This is a genomic window from Lysinibacillus zambalensis (assembly GCF_040183165.1).
GTDB classification, from domain to species: Bacteria; Bacillota; Bacilli; order Bacillales_A; family Planococcaceae; genus Lysinibacillus; species Lysinibacillus zambalensis.
This window is the reverse complement of record NZ_JBEGDG010000042.1, coordinates 1-18,106: the sequence shown is the minus strand read 5'-3', so window position 1 is coordinate 18,106 and position 18,106 is coordinate 1. Positions and strand designations below refer to the sequence as shown.

The 18,106-nt window shown below is 34.4% G+C and carries 12 protein-coding genes, 1 pseudogene and 1 riboswitch; of the genes and pseudogenes, 7 read left to right on the top strand and 6 right to left on the bottom strand.

Features of this window, described 5'->3' with window-relative positions; translation table 11 throughout:
* From ABNX05_RS25650 to ABNX05_RS25635, 4 genes and pseudogenes are all read right to left on the bottom strand, one after another.
* A pseudogene (locus ABNX05_RS25650) lies at window positions 1-602 on the bottom strand (IS21 family transposase); the annotation flags it as partial.
* A gap of 5 nt (window positions 603-607) precedes the next feature.
* Window positions 608-928, bottom strand: coding sequence for a hypothetical protein (locus ABNX05_RS25645; RefSeq protein WP_349662273.1), 321 nt, complete (start codon window positions 926-928; stop codon window positions 608-610).
* Between the two features lie 501 nt (window positions 929-1,429).
* Window positions 1,430-1,729, bottom strand: coding sequence for a hypothetical protein (locus tag ABNX05_RS25640; protein WP_349662272.1), 300 nt, complete (start codon window positions 1,727-1,729; stop codon window positions 1,430-1,432).
* A gap of 80 nt (window positions 1,730-1,809) precedes the next feature.
* Entirely contained in the window at window positions 1,810-2,283 is a 474-nt protein-coding gene (locus ABNX05_RS25635) for a hypothetical protein (protein WP_349662271.1), read from the bottom strand.
* A 474-nt stretch (window positions 2,284-2,757) separates the two neighbouring features.
* Here ABNX05_RS25635 and comX point away from each other — a divergent pair, with 474 nt between their 5' ends.
* From comX to ABNX05_RS25600, 7 genes are all read left to right on the top strand, one after another.
* A complete protein-coding gene (gene comX, locus ABNX05_RS25630; RefSeq protein ID WP_349662270.1) occupies window positions 2,758-2,916 on the top strand; it encodes a competence pheromone ComX in 159 nt (52 codons plus the stop codon).
* On the top strand, window positions 2,907-5,243 hold the full coding sequence (locus ABNX05_RS25625) for an ATP-binding protein (protein ID WP_349662269.1): 2,337 nt from the start codon (window positions 2,907-2,909) through the stop codon (window positions 5,241-5,243). Before comX ends, ABNX05_RS25625 begins: the two co-directional genes overlap by 10 nt.
* Before the next feature lie 454 nt (window positions 5,244-5,697).
* Window positions 5,698-8,556 (top strand): hypothetical protein, encoded by a 2,859-nt coding sequence (locus ABNX05_RS25620; RefSeq protein WP_349662268.1) that lies wholly within the window; start codon window positions 5,698-5,700, stop codon window positions 8,554-8,556.
* Window positions 8,557-9,126: 570 nt separating this feature from the next.
* A complete protein-coding gene (locus tag ABNX05_RS25615) occupies window positions 9,127-10,431 on the top strand; it encodes a hypothetical protein (protein ID WP_349662267.1) in 1,305 nt (434 codons plus the stop codon).
* 459 nt (window positions 10,432-10,890) lie between these two features.
* Complete coding sequence (locus tag ABNX05_RS25610; protein WP_349662266.1) at window positions 10,891-12,117, top strand: MFS transporter; 1,227 nt, start codon at window positions 10,891-10,893, stop codon at window positions 12,115-12,117.
* Between the two features lie 16 nt (window positions 12,118-12,133).
* Window positions 12,134-13,549, top strand: a complete 1,416-nt coding sequence (locus tag ABNX05_RS25605) for a M20 family metallopeptidase (protein ID WP_349662265.1) — start codon at window positions 12,134-12,136, stop codon at window positions 13,547-13,549.
* 279 nt (window positions 13,550-13,828) lie between these two features.
* Window positions 13,829-14,800, top strand: coding sequence for a glutaminase (locus tag ABNX05_RS25600; RefSeq protein ID WP_349662264.1), 972 nt, complete (start codon window positions 13,829-13,831; stop codon window positions 14,798-14,800).
* A gap of 170 nt (window positions 14,801-14,970) precedes the next feature.
* Here the strand turns inward: ABNX05_RS25600 and ABNX05_RS25595 are convergent, their stop codons facing one another.
* Together ABNX05_RS25595 and ABNX05_RS25590 are read right to left on the bottom strand one after the other, a co-directional pair.
* Window positions 14,971-16,311, bottom strand: a complete 1,341-nt coding sequence (locus tag ABNX05_RS25595; RefSeq protein ID WP_349662263.1) for an amino acid permease — start codon at window positions 16,309-16,311, stop codon at window positions 14,971-14,973.
* Between the two features lie 161 nt (window positions 16,312-16,472).
* Window positions 16,473-16,549, bottom strand: a riboswitch (glycine riboswitch).
* A 533-nt stretch (window positions 16,550-17,082) separates the two neighbouring features.
* Window positions 17,083-17,469 carry a rhodanese-like domain-containing protein gene (locus ABNX05_RS25590; RefSeq protein WP_079562970.1) on the bottom strand — a complete coding sequence of 129 codons (387 nt, stop codon included), beginning with the start codon at window positions 17,467-17,469 and terminating at the stop codon, window positions 17,083-17,085.
* Window positions 17,470-18,106: the final 637 nt, after the last annotated feature.

Here is an 18,106-nt window from a genome sequence, read left to right as displayed (position 1 = left end):
AAAGCTTCTGTTAAAAATGAAAATAAAATATCTTGTGTTTTGCGCAATGTTAGCGTAAAGACACGGAATCGTGAATAGCCAAGTACAAGTACACCTACGTTTACTTCTACTTTTTCACCATCACTTGTTTCAAACGGAATACTTTCTTTCCAGTCAAATTGAGCCTGTTGACCAGGTGGAGTTTCAAATCTTGTCGTTCCTTTTGGTGAAGGGATACGTACTTGATCTGTAAAATAAGCTGCGAACTCAGGCGTTTTTGCAATATAGCGACGGAATGTAGAACTACCACACTCTAAGCCATGACTATCCTTCAAATATTGCCAAAGTACACGACGGTAATAAAAGACTTGCTTCGAATCTTCTGATAGTAAAGCTGCAATCACTTCATAATAATCATCTATAATAGATGTCTTTTCTTTTGTTCCTTTTGGTATAAATCCATTTAAGTATTTATCAACAGTACGTCGATCTACATCCATTTTTCTTGCCAACTGACTCTTATTAATTTTCATCTTTAAATTCTCCATTAGCTGTTTGAATTTTGGTAAGTCTGAAAGACTGTTAATCTCAAAATTCGTTTGAACATCTAGCGTTATGTACACACTAATCACCTCATGATTAGTATGCGAGAAAGTGAACCAAAAGTGTACATCTTTAAGTGAGTGCGTTTGTACATGTAGATCTTAGCATTTGTAAGCATGACAAATTTTCCCTCGACAAACATAGTAAGTATAGTTTTAACAGTATAATCGGCGACATTCCAAAAAGAAGTCCATTCATTTTTAAAACTTAAATCTTCCTGCATATAGGCAGGGTAAAGGAACCAAACAATATTGGCTAATATGATTCCTAATAATGCGAACCCCCTTAATACATCGAGTGTTTCAATCCGCTCTTTGGCAGATATGGGTGAAAGCTTTTGCTTCATATAATCATCCTTTTTCATTATTATTTTGTACTTTCAACTAGTGTCTATTAGTTGAAAAAACTAAGTTAATGAAACTTTAAATGATAATTATCAGGATTTTATAAGGAAATAAAAGGATTGTAAATTGTGAAACGAAGAGTTAGATGGGAAGAGGGATTTATCAATTAATAAAATAAGAAGATAGAAGAGGAAAGATTTTTGGAGAGCTCTTAATTATTATTGGATTGAGTGAAATTAAATAAGAAGAAATAGGATAGTCATTTATGATAAGTGTCGAAGAGAAAGGAAAGTTTGATGAAGTACAATAACGTATCTCGAAGTCAATCTTATTTTATTACAAGTTAAGAGATATGAGCTTGGTAATAATGTTTGATTTAATAAATTTATCTTAATATTGGACTGACAAATAAATTCATAAGATAACTTTAATCAGGATTATTGTTCCAAGCTCTATGCTATTTAAAAACTCTAAAAATCTTCTCCTTCAATTTGTGTTTAGATCTAGTCGGAATAGTTACCACTAAAATATGCTTGGGGATCAATTATTTTTTTACTAATAAATATTTCTGCCCATTCTCTGATTACCTCAATGTAAAAATCTTCATCTTCACTAGGAGAAATCTGTAATATTTCATCCATGCTACCCACTTTTTGCACATCACCAGTGTCGGTGTTTATAGTTACAGTTAGTTTTATATCTTCTTCGTGACAAATAGTGGCTGTAACTTGATTTTTATCTAAATCAACATGTGTATAATTTATTATTATACCTGTTCTTTTGAAGTAGCTGCTACCTGTCAAGTTTCTTCACCTTTTTCGTATGATTTTATAACTAGTTCAATAAGTTATTTGAGAAATAATAATTTCCAAAATCTTCATTATTATTTGACTGTAAAATAAAACGGACCATTGGCTAATGCATCATATTTACCATTTTTAGCAGTTATAATGCTTCCGCCGAGCTTTACTCTATAACTTCCGGATGCTAATCTAAAGCTTGCTTCATTTCTGATTGTTTTGGTTGGGATATTTACACTATGTTTAAATGAAAAAGTAGAATAATCTTTCCAATCTTGAAATAGCCCATAATGTTTTTCTAGAAACACAATTACATTACTATATGTAATTACATCTCCACCAACTTCAATAGTCCATGGACATGAACCCATCACCATACATGAAATGATACCTCTAGCAAAGCTCAGACCACGGGGTTGGTTTTGATCATCAGCCGATTCAGGAGCAAATAAAGTAGTTACAGAATCTTGTAATGTGTTTACATCTATAGATGGATCCTTTTCTTCTGCAATAATGACTTCTGAACCTTCAACAGTAAGTGCAATTTCTTCAGCCATATATTGAGTTGGAACTACGATAAAGAATGATAATAGAAATAAAAAACTGCATATTTTTTCTGAATTTCCTCTTCGTAGAATATTCTTTTTAAATATCTGAAAATTAAAACTATTTATCGTATCCTATCATTTTAACGAATCCAAAACAATAGTTTTAATTGGAATTAATTAAGCTCTTTTATTTTTGAAATGATATCAAGTTATGGAAGGTTAAAATAGTGTTAAAGCAAAATATTTAGAAAATTAGTACTTTTTGTGAAAATGATACATAATCTATCTTTTATTTAGCGAATTGTAGAAAATATTGTTGATTAAAAGTGAAACGATAGTATAATGGAGGAGTAGTTACATTTATGGTTATTAATTCCTTGGTAATTAATTCCTTGGTAATTAATTGGTAAAAGTATTAGGCTCAGGATGATGGATATTCCAGAAAGTGTAACTATAAAAAAACTAATGAAATGAGGAGATTTTATGATTAACGTAATTCAATATTTAGAGCAAAATCCGTCGTTGATAACTTTGTTAAAAGAAAAAAAAGCTTCTCTACTTGGTGTGACAGAAATTGAACAAAAGGCAATTCTTGAATCTTTTGATGGAGAGCTGCGTGTAGATCTACGGCTTTGGTACTGAGTAATATTAAAAGTAAGTGGTTTTTGCTTGTAATAAGTATTTATTTAATAATTGGTTTTTATTTACTTTATGTTACTTATAGCAAATCTTTTATAAATATTGAAGTTAAGAAAGAAAATGGGGAATGGTTAGTGGTAGATTCATATTACAAAGATTGGGCTACTAAACAACAAATAGAACCCGGAGATATTATAATAAATGTAGATGGAACAGAGATTAATAATATTTCTAATATCAAGTATGATTTCGTATTACGAGCAGCCAATGATTTAACGATAAAGAAACCCAATGGTAACTTAATTAATGTACACATAAAGCCACTAGATATTCCCCAACAATTTTATTTTGTTCTAATAGCACCAACTTGTTACTATTTTTTAACGCTTATCATTTCTCTATATTTGTATTTTAAACAACAGGATAATCCTTTAGTGAATTTACTTATATTTTTTATACTAACTGTCTCATTGGCCTATGTAAGTATAGGAGTGTCAGGTAGGTTGGATAATATCGGTACTATTGTAAACCGAAGTAGTATGCTATTTTGCCTAGTCCTATTAATTCACTTTCTAAAAAAATACTTTTTGTTTTTGAATTTAAAATGGATATTTATTAACAATATTAAAATATTTTATATACTTCCTTTGATTGCTGCTTTTTTAAGTATTTTTAGTGTATTATATCCTTTTACCAATCCTATATTCTCTAGTTTAACTTTATGTATATTTTTCACTTTGCTAATTTTCATTCTATGTATATTAGGAATAAGTTACTATAAATTTAAAACACCACAATTAAAAATCTTATTGAGTAGTATCATCATCCCGTTTCTACCATTTCTGTTCCTATATGCGTTGCCAAAAATATTTTTCAATAAACAAATACTCTCGGCAGATATAGCTTCCTTATTCTTGATACTCATACCATACAGCTTTATATGTACACAGCTTACTGAACGTATATTTGATATGGAGTACTTTATTACCCGTTTGCGTTATTATTTTAATTTTTCATTTGTTTTTACAATTTGGTTGTTAATGGGTCTTTATTGGCTAACTGATTTATCTATTTCAGGAATGACCAAAATTTCTTTTTTTACGTTCTTTTCTTTAATAGCACTTTTCTACATTAAAGAGAAAATAGATTATCATAAGCGAAAAATTCTTTTTTCAACAAAAGGGGATTATATCCATCGATTGTATACGACAGTTGATAGTATTGGAAGGGTCGTAAAGATTGAAGACTTGCTTGAGAAATTTGTTCGAGAAATTGCGTTACACCTTGAGATTAAACATGTTTACATATTAACCTACGATTTGCAAACACATCAAATTACTTCCACAAGCACATCCAAAGAATATACTCAAAATCAAATGAACGAAATAGAGTTTGAGCAACTCCGCTTGGGAGAAATAAAGAAGACAGAGCATTTTTATATTGCTTTTATCCACCAAGATATGAATTATAAAAGAATACTAGTCGTAGACCACTATAAATCTATTCATCTAAAGGATGAGGAATTATTATGGCTTGAATTATTGCTTTTATATGTGAATAATTTTATTGAAAATACGAAAATGGTGGAAGATCTATTAGAGCAGTTAAAACATATGAAAGAGGCTGATAAAAGTCAGTTACCGTGGCTCAATAAGCTACTTTGGCTACGATTTGAACAAGAAAAATATCAATTAGCACAAGAGCTTCATGATACGGTTTTACAAGAGCAACTCCATATTGCTAGGGAGATGGATGTATTTATCCACGCGAAGAAAAAGGCGGATATTCAATCGGGACTTGCTAAGATTCATGAACATATGATTACATCTTTAAATGATTTAAGAGGTTACTGTGAAAATCTGAAGCCGCCATTATTAGATACATTAGGCTTAAATGCTGCGCTTGAGAAGCTTATACAAAAAGTTCATAAGCGTGCTGATTTTGTTTTAATTTACACAATTGATCGTCTATATTTAGAGGATGAGCGTTTAAACTTAATGATTTATCGACTTTTCCAGGAATTATTAAACAATGCATTAAAACATTCTCATGCCAATACTGTAGAAATTCATCTATTAGAAACAGAAGATGGTTTTGAAATCAATTATTCTGATGATGGTGTAGGATGTAAAATAGATGAGATTATTCTTGCTGATTCAATGGGCATCAGGGGAATGCAAGATAGAGTACAAGCATTTAATGGTCAGTTTTCTATCAATACTGATGTAGGAGAAGGAATGTCCATTCGAATTAAAGTAATTGAAGGGAATCAACCCCATTCCTATGACTACGATACTTATAATAGAAGGCCAGCTCATAGTAGAGGATAATCGATGAATAGAAAGAAAGAGATGAACTTTTTTCATACCTCCTAATCTTTTCGTATTGTGTAGAATTCACAGTACGAAAAGATTAGGAGGTTTTTGCTTTGAGGTACAACATTTCCATTAACAAATACCCCGTTTTTTATATGTCGTTATAGTTTGTGGAAATCCCCTCTTTGCAAGATGATAAAGCAGTCATTATTCACTTAATTCTCAGTAATATTTGATGACGTCTTTTGTTTAGTCGTTTTTAGCTCATGAATTCAAGTGAATGTCGTTTTGTATAAAAATATAGAGGGTGAGATAAATAGTGTGAAAATCAATTTAAAATCAAAATAGTATTATTTTCTGTTTTGGAATAGGGAGGAAGTACACTTTTTAGAATTAATCTTTAAAATAAAGAAAATTATTAAGAATGTAGCCGATATAATCCAATAGATGATAGAGGAGGTATGGAAATTTGAATAAAAAATTACTTTTCACAGCAGCCGCTATTCCGGCAGCTCTATTTGTACCAACAGTTGCAGGGGCTGTAGGAGCTGATACAGTTACAGTCACAGGGAAGAATACAGTAAATGAAACGTTAAAAGCATCTATCGAAAACTTACCAGCAAACTCAATTGTAAAAGGTTATCAATGGTACTATGTAGATGGTTCTAAGGATTCAACGAATAAACCAATCTCAGGTGCCACAACAGCGTCATTTACAGTACCAGTAGAAGCGGCAGGCAAAGCAGTTTTCGTGGAAGCGACTACAACAAAAGACGATAAGTATAAGAGTGAAGCCCTTTTGATTAATGAACTAAAACTTTCAATAACTAAGCCAAGAATTGATAGTAGTTCAAATTATGCAGTACCTGGTGAATCGGTACAAGTAGGAGGAGCAATTGTAACCGATGAAGCTGGGGCAAAGTTACAAAGCAATCAAATTACATACAGCTATCAATGGTTTTATAAAGTTGGTGAATCCTTCACAATAATTGATGGAGCTACTAAGGACACATACAAAATTCCTAATAATGCTTTAACAGATGGCATTACAGATATAATGGTCAAAGTACAGGCAAAGGTAGGAACTTCTTTGGTAGAATCTGTTGAGTCTGATGTGATAACAATATCTAATGAACCATCCGATTCAATGATTGAAGAAATTAAAACTTTATTAATAAATGACAACAAATATAATGTAACAAGTTTAGAATCTTTTAAGGCAAAAGTAACGGAATTAGAAAGTAAATATCAGGGACTATCTGCTGCAGCAAAGGCGAATGTGAAAAATTATGATGTATTAAAGAGAGCGACTGCAGATGTAGATTTAATAAGCAAGTTAAATGAGAAAGTAGATAAGGTTAATGAAATTAATGAAAAAGATCTGTCAAAATATTTAAAAGAAATTGAAGAGGCCTATGATAAGTTTGATTTATTACAACGTAGCTTAGATTTAAATGATGCCTTATACAATAGCATTAAAAACATTTTGAAAGATCCGACAGATATCGATGAATTTAAAGAAGTTAGAAGACTAAATCAGGCAATTGTAGCATTATTAGACTATAAAAGTTCTTTTGTTACGTATGTACCTACTGGCATAGAATCTTTACAATCAGCAATAGAAACAATTGAAAAGGATATAGCAAAATTATCTCAAAATTACCGAGCAACAGTTCAAAATCAATCGATTTTAAGTGATGCTAAGTCGGATATTAAAAAGGTTGAACAATTTATTAAACTTTTCGATAAGTTGTCAGAAAAAGATTCACCTAGCAAACAGGTGACTACAGCAAAATCTATACGTACGGCTTTTGAAAAGTTAACTTATAAACAACTTAAGCTTGTACCAGAAAAATATATGAATACATTACTTAAAGCTGAAAACGCAGAAAACAGTCAAATAGACAGCTTAAATAGAGAGATTGATAGTTATGTCGGCGATGTGGATGACAGTTACCCGATAGATCCATCAAAAGATTCTTGGCAAGGACATGTCAATAATGTAAACCGTATTATTAATGAATATAAGGGTTTAACGAAAAATTCAGCGGCTAAAATTGTCGGATATAATAGCTTACTAACTTTACAAAAGGATTTTAAAGCAGCTGAAAAAATTATTAAGGACATGGACGCTTATCAAAAGCTTTCAGAAACGCCAGGGGTAGCTGAGAGTAAGTTAAAAACGAACTATACAAATGTATTGAAAGCTTATAATAAGTTAACTAGTTTACAACAGTCACTTGTTTATAACGCAAACGATTTTTTATTAAATACACCGACTATTACAGTTAATTTAAATGGTAAGGAACCTGCTGATAAAGCGGCTGCATTGGCTTTAAAAGCCGAAGTTGAGAAGCTTGCAAATGTAACGAAATATACATTTACACAATTCGAAAGTGCTGTAAATGCAGCAACAACAAAATATAAAAACCTATCTTCAGGTGGACGAAAGTATGTTACAAACTATTATTTATTAACAGCTGCGAGTAAAGACCTTTCTGGTGTTAAGTCATTCCATAAAAAAGTACAAACTGCACGACAAGAAACCGATGCAACGAAACAAGCGAAAAAAATTCAAACCGTACAAACTGCATATGCTAAGCTACCAGCAAACCAACAGCATTTAGCCAAACAGCAATATGAAGATTTGCTCAATAATCGTCTAGAAGACGCACCAGATGTCACATTATTAAATAATGAAATTGCAAAAATGGTCTCAAATGATTCGTATACAGTATCAATAGAAAAGATTAATGAGCTTTCAACTCAATATAAAAACCTAAGCTCTAGTGATAAAAAACGTATTACGAATGCGTCGATCTTAACAACAGCGGTTTCCGATGTGAAAAAAGTAGAATCATTTATGAAGACGTATGAAAAATCATTTACTAGTAACCCGACAACTGTTATTAAAGCTTTTAATAAGCTAACTTCAAAACAAATGAGTTTAATTAGTCCAGAAATACGACAATCCATTATTGATAAAGATCAAGGTCAACAACAGTCTAATGAAAGTGCTTTGAAATTAGTTGAATCCATTAATTCACTGATTGTAAATGGTGAATATATTGATGACTTGGAAACGAAAGTAAAAGAAATCCGAACAGCATATGATGGTCTTAGTTCTTCTGAAAAGAGCGTCGTAAAAAATTATTCTAAGCTAACTCAGGCCGAGAGTGATTTGAAAAAGGTAGCTGATGTACATGCTCTTTATGTGCCTTCTACAGAAGAAAATGAAGCGGCTCGTAAAACTTGGCAAACTGCCTATGGTAAGCTCTCAAAAAAATTAGAAATTTTATATAAGAAAATGTATGCAAATGATTTATAAAACTGTTTAAGCCTAAACCCCGAATAACGATATTATTCGGGGTTTTCATGTTGTAGAAAACAAAATGGTCAAGGAAATCTGCAATTTAAATGAGAGGGATCTCTGTCTTAGGTTACTCGCTTTAATATGAGCGGACGTCGAGTTGCTTTCTTCGACGCTTAGCTTTTATTTAGATACAATACTAAACAAATAAATTAGAGTGATATGTAAGAATTACATGCTATGTGGAGAGGTTGATTGTAGTGGAGACCGGGCGACTCCTTGGGGATAAGCGTCACAGATGAGACCTTGCAGCGCAGCGAAGCGTTTCATCGGACGCCCCCAGGAAAGCGCCCGGTCGGAACGGAAACCAACCTCTCGTTTTGCGCAAAAACTATACATTATACAAAAATAACCATTAATTTCATAGATATAATTGTTCTTCGGTAGAAAAAGGTACTGGTTAAATGTATCTTTTTTATTTGTGTAGAATATCAATTTTTAGATATACTATTTATAGTTAATCTGCATAATAATTGAGAATTTTTTGTCATAACAAAAGTAGTTTGACATAGAAGGTAGGAACTAAAGATGTATAAAATAGGTGTTGTTGGCCCAATAAAATCCGTAGAAAAAATTATCGAATTAGCACATGAAATCGAAGAGGATATGGAATTTATTCCATATATTTATTCGATTGCTACAGAAACGAAACATCTTGTGGAAACCTACAATCAAGATGTTGATTTTTGGCTATTTTCGGGATACATACCTTTTAAAATTGCTAGCCTGACAAGTGTCTCACAGGATAAGCTGGCACATATCATCTTTTCTGAGGCGGCCATTTACAAAGGCTTTTTTGAGCAGTCCTATAAAATGGGGAAGGTTATTGAGAATGTCAGTATTGATATTATCTCATCACCTGCACAAATGGCATCAGAAGGGTTGGTGGAGATCGAGAAGAATGTAAGGAACATGTATGTAAAGGAATTTGATGTGGCCATTGATCCGAAAGAATTATTTGATTTCCATTATGACCTATGGCTGAAGGGGAAAATCGATTTTGCGATCACATGTTACCCATCTGTCGATGAAGAGCTGAAAAAGAGAGGGGTTCCCTCTTATTGGGTGTCGCCTACAAAAACAGAAATTTACCATACCGTTCAGCTATTTACCGAAAAAATTAAAACTTCGTATTATAAAGAAACGCAAATTGGTGCTGTTATGCTCGAAATAAAAGAATTTGATTCATTGAAGGAAAGAATGAAACAAGGATATCGAATTCAATATTTAGAATTGCGCATGAAGGAAAACTTACTGCAATTATGCGAACAGATTGATGGCTCCTTAATAGAGGAAGGGAATGGGAGATATACTATTTTTAGTACGAGGGGAGCGATCGAAGGGCAGATTCAATTCATCAAGGAAAAGATGTACCAGCTGTCCATTGAAATGGAGGCAAAGGTTACAGCAGGAATAGGCTTTGCACAAACGGTATTTAATGCCGAATTAAATGCGCATAGGGCTTTACGTCAAACGAAAGAACATGAATCGATTGATATTGTCATGATTCAAGATGATGGTACAATGATTGAATCTGTCGGAAATAGCGAGGAGCTAACATATTCCTATCGAGCTGAGGATCCTACTATCCTTGAAAAATTAAAAAAAAGCAATGTTAGCATTAAAAACTATACAAGAATACAAGCGCTAGTTCAAAAAATGAGTTGGAAGCATTTTACGACAAAGGATTTAGCCGCACAGCTTCAAATGAGTGAAAGAAATGCACAGCGCATCGTGGCTGATTTATGTAGTGTAGGTTTAGCGGAAATTTGTGGAGAAGAATTACAGCATACACGTGGTAGACCAATAAAAATATACCAGCTTGTGATGTAGGTCAAGCATATGAAATATAAAATGTCCTAAACCAATGAATGGTTATTAGGGCATTTTTTGTTTGGCGGAAATTTTCGCAAATAGAAAAATACAGAATTTTTTTAGTTATTATTTGTTTTCGATAAATGTTTAAAAGTGTAGATAAATCAACGGTTTCCAAGTTTCTATGACGTATCTTTGACACCATTTTTTATGCGATTATCTATTAGAAATTTTCAAAATAATATTGTCAATTCATAAAAAGTCGATTATTATACGAATATATAACGAAAGTGTCGCTATATACACAAGCCGATTTTAATAAATAGGGAGAGATGAAAAATAGTATAGAAAAGTTGCAAAAGATATCGATATGGAAGAATAAGAGTTTTAGTTGTCGCAATATTCGAGTAACTGAATGTCTTTTTCCTTTAATACTATCAATTGCAGCAAATCAGTTTAAACATGGGAGGGATAGTAATGACAACGAATGCAGTAACCAAAAAATCCAGAAATTTAATCCTTGCACTTTTATTTTTAGGTTGGTCATTAGGGAATCTAGATCGTTACATCATGAACTATGCAGTAGTATCGATTACGGGTGATTTAAATTTAGATGCTTCTTCTACTGGAATTATTTTAAGCGCTTTCTTTTTAGGCTATGCAATTATGCAAATACCTGGCGGTTGGTTGGCTGATAAATTTGGCGCTAAAAAAATCTTACTTTTTTCAGTAATCATGTGGTCGATATTCACAGGTTTAACGGCAATAGCTTGGTCTTTAGTTGCGATGATTATCATTCGATTTTTATTTGGTATTGGGGAAGGTGGGTTCCAACCAGCGAGCTCTAAAATTATTGCAACGATTTTTCCGAGGGAAGAACGAGGACGAGCAATGTCAATTATGCTTTCCTCTGGAGGTATTGTTTCATTAATCGTCCCTTTACTCGCAGCTTATTTATTAGGAACAATTGGCTGGCGTACGATGTTTGTTGTAATTGGTGCAATCGGAGCCATTATTGCATTTTTATATTGGAAATATATCAAACTTCCACAAGAGGAAGTAGTGGAAAGTAGTCATGGTAAAGAAAATACTTCTACGAAAGTAAACTTTAAGGAACTTTTTAAGACACCGCTTATGTGGAATTTAATGATTGCTTATTTCTGTATTTATGCGGTGAACTGGGGATTAGTTTCTTGGATTCCAACATACCTTCAAAAAAATCGTGGACTCGATTTAATGTCGATTGGTTGGGCGCAAACAATTCCAGCTATCACTACTATTATCGGTATTTATGGTAGTGGTTATCTCATTGATAAGTTACCACGAGGAATGGATAAAATCTTAGGGTCAATTTCATGTGGAGTAATTGGTATTTTATTGTACTTCATGTTTACAGCAGAGTCGGTAACGATGTTTATTGCTTATCAAACAGTCGTTACTTTATTTATTGCATTTGTTATTACATTACTACCTGCCATTGTGTTAAAGAAATTACCTTCTTCTATTACAGGTTCCGCAATGGGAGTTGCTAATACAGGCGGGCAATTAGCTGGATTTGTAACGCCAATGGCAATCGGCTTTATGGTAGATGCTTTTAACGGTTCGTTCGATGCAGCATTTTGGATGTTAATTGGATTTGCAGTTATTTGTATTATTTCGCTTCTAACGTTAAATGATCAAAAAGGAAGTCTTTTGAATTCATAATAGGGGGTATAAAAAGATGAGTGTACATGAAAAAATTTCTTCATTAATCGAGTCAAAAAGGGATGCTAGTATTCAATTAAGTGATGCTATTTGGGCAGTACCTGAACTTCACTTTCAAGAAAAGAAATCTGTTCAATATATGAAGGCAGCTTTAGAAGAAGAGGGCTTTGCAACAGAACTTGGCATTGCAGGACTTGATACAGCACTAGTAGGAACGTATGGATCTGGAAAGCCGGTTATTGCCTTTCTCGGTGAATATGATGCACTGCCTGGATTGAGTCAAAAAGGAGGGGCTACTAATTTCGAACCATTAGAGGACGGAGGAAGTGGCCATGGTTGTGGGCATAACTTATTAGGTACAGGAGCGTTCTCCGCGGCTGTTGCGGTTAAAGATTATTTAGAGCAAAATAATCAATCAGCGACAATTCGTTTCTACGGTTGTCCAGCGGAGGAGAATGGTTCAGGGAAAGCTTATATGGCGAAGGCTGGTATTTTTGATGATGTCGATATTGCTATATCTTGGCATCCTGGTACTTTTACAACTGTAATGACTTGCAGCTCCCTAGCAAACTATGCAGTTACGTTTAAGTTTACGGGAAAAAGTGCACATGCAGCAGCAGCGCCCCATTTGGGACGGAGTGCATTAGATGCAGTTGAACTTATGAATGTTGGGGTAAACTATTTACGTGAACATATCATTCCAGAAGCGCGTGTGCATTATGCGGTTACAAACACAGGAGGATCATCTCCAAATGTCGTTCAACCGTATGCAGAGGTGACATACTTAATCAGAGCACCTAAAAAGCATCAAGTACAAGAGATTTATCAACGTGTTGAAAATATTGCTAAAGGTGCAACATTGATGACTGAAACATCGTTAGAAATCGCCTTTGAGGGAGCAGCGTCCAATCTTATTCCAAATAAAACACTTTATGATGCGATGCAAAAACAAATAATTGATCTAGGAATGCCTACTTATACAAGAGAAGATGAACAGCATGCCCAAGCTATTTTTAATACATTTACGCCTGAAATTCAGGCATCAGCATTAGTAGGTCTAAAAAAAGATGATGCTGTGCAGTTACAAGGTAAAGTTATTGCTGACCACATCCCAAGTGTCCTACCTGAATTTATATTAGGTGGATCAACGGACGTTGGAGATGTAAGCTGGAATGTCCCAACTGTTCAATGTACAACTGTATGTATGGCACTAGGTACACCACTTCATACTTGGCAGGTTGTATCACAGGGTGTTATGCCAATAGCACATAAGGGGATGTTACAGGCAGCAAAAATAATGGCTTGCACTGCTGTCGATCTAATTGATAATCCATCACTTATTGAAGAAGCTAAAAAAGAATGGAAAGAACGTCTAGACGGGGAGACTTATGTGTCACTAATTCCAGAAGGTACAATGCCTCCAAAATTTTAACTTCTTTCAGCAAATGAAAGCAAAGTGTCAGCTTCAGAAGTCTCCCACCTCTATAGGTGATGAGATGAATGCGGATTTAAGCTGCTTTTCAGAGGGTATCCATTCGCAAGCCGGACGCAATTATGTCGAGGCATAATTGATAAAAGTATACCAAAAAGAGTCTTCATAGGGTAAACTATGGAGGCTCTGTTTTTGCCTATTATTAAGTTTTACTTAGTTAAGTGTACTTATTGAGTAGTTATGGCGTAAAATGCCGTTTTTTTGAAAGGAGATTACAAAATGCCGACAGAACATAACAATCATAAAAATAATCAACTTGCGGCAGAATGGGTGGAACAGTTTCGCCCTTTTGCTAAAGAGGGGCAATGCGCAAGTTATATTCCTGTTTTAGCTGAAAAAGATTCAAACCAATTAGCGATATCGATTATCGGTACTAATAATGACGAAATGAAAGCCGGAGAGACAACTGAACTATTTACGCTGCAAAGTGTTTCAAAGGTCGTTACATTTATTTTAGCGTGTATGGAACGAGGATTACCTTATGTTTTAGAACGAGTTGATGTTGAACCCACAGGTGACACCTTCAATTCAATCATTCGTCTAGAAAGCCATCAGCCTGGAAAACCTTTTAATCCAATGATTAATGCCGGAGCCATTACAGTATCCTCTATGCTTGACGGAAACTCTCCACAAGAGAAGGTTTCAAAAATCCTTTGTTTTTTAGAGCAAATGATTGGCAAGAAATTAAAGGTGAATGAGGAGGTTTATCAATCTGAGTGGCAAACGGCAAATCGAAATCGATCATTAGCCTATTATTTAATGGATTCTGGCTTTTTAGACTGTCCTGTAGAGGAAGCATTGGAAGTTTATTTAAAACAATGTGCGATTGAAGTAAATGTTTCAGATTTAGCGATGATTGGTTTAGTAATCGCCAATGATGGCTATCATCCTCTAACAAAAACACAACTTTTTCCTAAGCAAGTAGCAAAATTAGCAAAAGCATTGATGGTTACTTGTGGTATGTATAATGCTTCTGGTAAATTTGCTGCATTTATTGGGTTACCCGCTAAAAGTGGTGTTTCCGGAGCGATTTTGGCGGCTGTGCCAAGTCATGCAGGCTTAGATTCACCTTTCCCTGCTGGGTGCGGTATTGGCATATATGGACCAGCAATTGATGACATTGGGAACAGCGTAGCTGGCGTGAATTTACTTAAGCATATCGCTACCGAATGGAATATGAATATTTTTTAATCAAATAAAGAAAGATGACTTCTAATATGGAGTCATCTTTTTTTACTTCCTTCAGCGGATTTCTAAACATCCGCTCCGCCAAGAGTATACCGTTAATTTGCAATAAAAAAGCCCTGAATAGCTTCACTTTGCTTTAAGTGTCACTATCCAGGACAATATAATTTAGCGTATTACTTTCTTTTTTTCTTATAAAGAATCAGCAGCAATATAAACCAAATTGGTGTCAATAGTAATGCGGTACGAGTTGCTTCTGAAATGAACATCACTACTAATAAAAATGCAAAGAAGGCAAGTACTAAATAGTTCACGAACGGAGTGAAAGGTGCCTTGAAAATTGATGCTTCATGAAGTGCACGATTTTTACGTTTATAGATGATATGAGAGATTAATATAATACTCCATACCCAGATAAAGCAAATGGCACTAATCGTTGTCACAACACTAAAGGCGTTTTCAGGCATTAATTTACTTAGTAATGCACCAACAGATACTACAATTGCCGACACAATAAGTGCGTTGCTTGGTACACTGTTTTTATTGAGCTTTGCAAACGATGGCGAAGCTTGCTTGTTGTTTCCAAGATTAAAGAGCATGCGGCTTGTAGAAAATAAACCACTATTTCCAGCCGAAGCAGCAGATGTTAGAACGACAAAATTAATAATCCCTGCAGCAATTGGAATACCGGCTAGTGTAAATACTTGTACAAATGGACTACTAGAGGCAGACATTTCATGCCAAGGATTAATGCATAAAATAACAAATAACGCCCCTACGTAGAATAATAAAATGCGTAATGGAATTTTGTTAATGGCAGAAGGTATATTTTTTTTAGGATCAGCCGTTTCAGCAGCAGAAACCCCCACTAGCTCGACACCAACAAAAGCGAAAACTACCATTTGGAATGCCATTAAGAACCCATGTAGGCCATTCGGGAATAACCCGCCGTATGCCCAAAGATTTTCAACAGAAACTGTGCCAGAGCTTGTTTGAAAGCCTGTAAATAACATGAATAGTCCGATCGCAATCAGTACCACAATAGTAATGACTTTTATTAGTGCAAACCAAAATTCTAGTTCGCCAAATAGTTTTACAGTTAATAGATTCAACATTAGCAACAGGACTAAACAGCCAATTGCAGGCACCCATTGTGGTATATCAAACCAATATTGTACATAAACGCCGACAGCGATAATATCTGCCATAGCGGTCATAATCCAGCAGAACCAGTATGTCCAGCCGGTAATGTAACCTGCCCAAGGTCCTATGTATTCGGATGCAAAATCAGTAAAGGATGTATAGCCAGCATTCGATAATAACAGTTCACCTAAAGCCCGCATGACGAAAAATAAGGCGGTTCCGACTATTAGATAGGCGAAGATGATGGAAGGTCCTGCTAAAGCAATGGCTTTTCCGGAGCCTAAAAATAAACCAGTACCGATTGTTCCGCCAATCGCAATGAGCTGCACATGGCGATTTTTTAATTCGCGTTTTAATTGATGTTGTTGTTCCACGTTGCTCCCCCTCAAAGATACGTAAAAACTATGACTGGAAATAAAAAAGAGACTAGTAGTGACACTAGTCTCGTAAACGACAGAATAACAAATACCAATCGCGAATGTTGTATGTAAAAAAGAAAACATTCGTGTGGTATAGCTTTCATGATGAAAGTTAATATTACTCCTCTGTCCTTTTGCCTGAGATAGTGAACCCTTCGGCGACGCAAAATGCGCTCTCTCCAGAACTGCTCCTGCTATAGTTTTATCCATAGCATTCATAGCTTGTATTGTATGTCATGGTGACATTATTTTAAGATATTATACATCCTATCAGTGCTACGATAATTATTCAAGGGGAAATTTCAGTCTTTTGCAGAAAAAAAGAAGATTGGAGTTCGTCTAGGTAAAAATTATACGAAACATAGTATTTTTAGACATACGTTAAAATATGGATAATATTAAATGTTTGGTATAAAGGGTTAAAAAGGCGAGGGACGAGTGAGGGAAGCAGTTAGAATTTTGGTAAAGGAAGTTGAATGTGATGTAAGCAGTATATTGCCTCATACTCTACTTGTTTCTGTTCAAAAAGTTGTCAGACGTTAAACAATAAATATAATATAGTAGAAACTCAGAATTTTTTGCAAAAAGTAAACCATCTCATAGTCATTTGAGATGGTTTCTTCCTGTTTAAAACAAAGTGAGATAGGTATATATAAATAAATCACCTTAGATTTCGCGAGTATATTTATTTCTAGTAGTCACTTATGCCTTAACGATTTTTTGAAATTATTTTTTAGACTTTATTTTACCTGTCCAAGTACGGAAGCCGCCTTGAAGCTGGTAAATTTGGTTGTAGCCACGTTTTTTAAGAAATAGAGCAGCACGTGCGCTACGGCCTGTATTTTGACAGTATAAATATACTGGTAAATCTGGGCGGATTTCTTTGTGACGTTGACGTAGAGTTGTTGAAGGAACATTACGTGCACCAAGAATGTGACCTGCATCAAATTCTTTTTGCTCACGTACGTCGATAAGCTGCGCTTTACGATAGCCTTCAATAAATTGTTCTTGTGTTAGGTTTGTTACGGCTTTTTTTAATCGTAGGGCATTGATGCCGATATATGCAATTACGACTACTAAAATAACACCGATTGTGATAAGTATGTTTAACAAAATTTCTTACCCCTTTCTATCTTCTTTATTATTATAAAAGATGCGCTAGCGATAGTCCAATGAGTTTGATAAAATTAATTAGATTGTGGCTAGAATTAATCTATCTATATGTATGGATGTATTAGAGAAAGGTCACAGAATCATTCTACTCCATTTTTAGATTTGGGTGGATGATACTTCAATAAAGAATAGAACTAAACGCAGAGTGTCAAAATTTTGAGAAACATTATTTTTGGCTCATCACCAGGAGTAGGATGGTATTTGCTTAAACGAATGCGATATATAGGTTGATTAGAGTGAAGGCGAAGCGACAGCAACACCAAAAGCGGCTCATCGGACGCCCCCAGGATAGCGCCCAGTCGGAACGGAAATCAACCACTCGCTATAGCGATGAGCTTTATTTTGTACACATTCGCAAAAGGTTAACTTACCTTCTTTCAGCAAAGAATTTCTTACCGAAGTGTAGCGATAGGTACAGAAGTTCCCCCCTTTATAGTGGCTGAAAGAAGGTAAAGCCTCCGGCGGATGTCACGGAATCGGGGGTTTTTTTTAAAAAAAAAAAAAAAACACAAAAAAATTAAGTGAAATATAAATATTTATTTTTGATTATTAAATATAAAGATAAGTGTTTTTATTT

What these genes read in the sequence shown, in the direction of transcription:
- ABNX05_RS25610 (WP_349662266.1), top strand. Translation starts at nt 10,891, where the DNA reads ATGACAACGAATGCAGTAACCAAAAAATCCAGAAATTTAATCCTTGCA.
- ABNX05_RS25635 (WP_349662271.1), bottom strand. Translation starts at nt 2,283, where the DNA reads ATGGCTGAAGAAATTGCACTTACTGTTGAAGGTTCAGAAGTCATTATT.
- ABNX05_RS25600 (WP_349662264.1), top strand. Translation starts at nt 13,829, where the DNA reads ATGCCGACAGAACATAACAATCATAAAAATAATCAACTTGCGGCAGAA.
- comX (WP_349662270.1), top strand. Translation starts at nt 2,758, where the DNA reads ATGATTAACGTAATTCAATATTTAGAGCAAAATCCGTCGTTGATAACT.
- ABNX05_RS25605 (WP_349662265.1), top strand. Translation starts at nt 12,134, where the DNA reads ATGAGTGTACATGAAAAAATTTCTTCATTAATCGAGTCAAAAAGGGAT.
- ABNX05_RS25645 (WP_349662273.1), bottom strand. Translation starts at nt 928, where the DNA reads ATGAAGCAAAAGCTTTCACCCATATCTGCCAAAGAGCGGATTGAAACA.
- ABNX05_RS25615 (WP_349662267.1), top strand. Translation starts at nt 9,127, where the DNA reads ATGTATAAAATAGGTGTTGTTGGCCCAATAAAATCCGTAGAAAAAATT.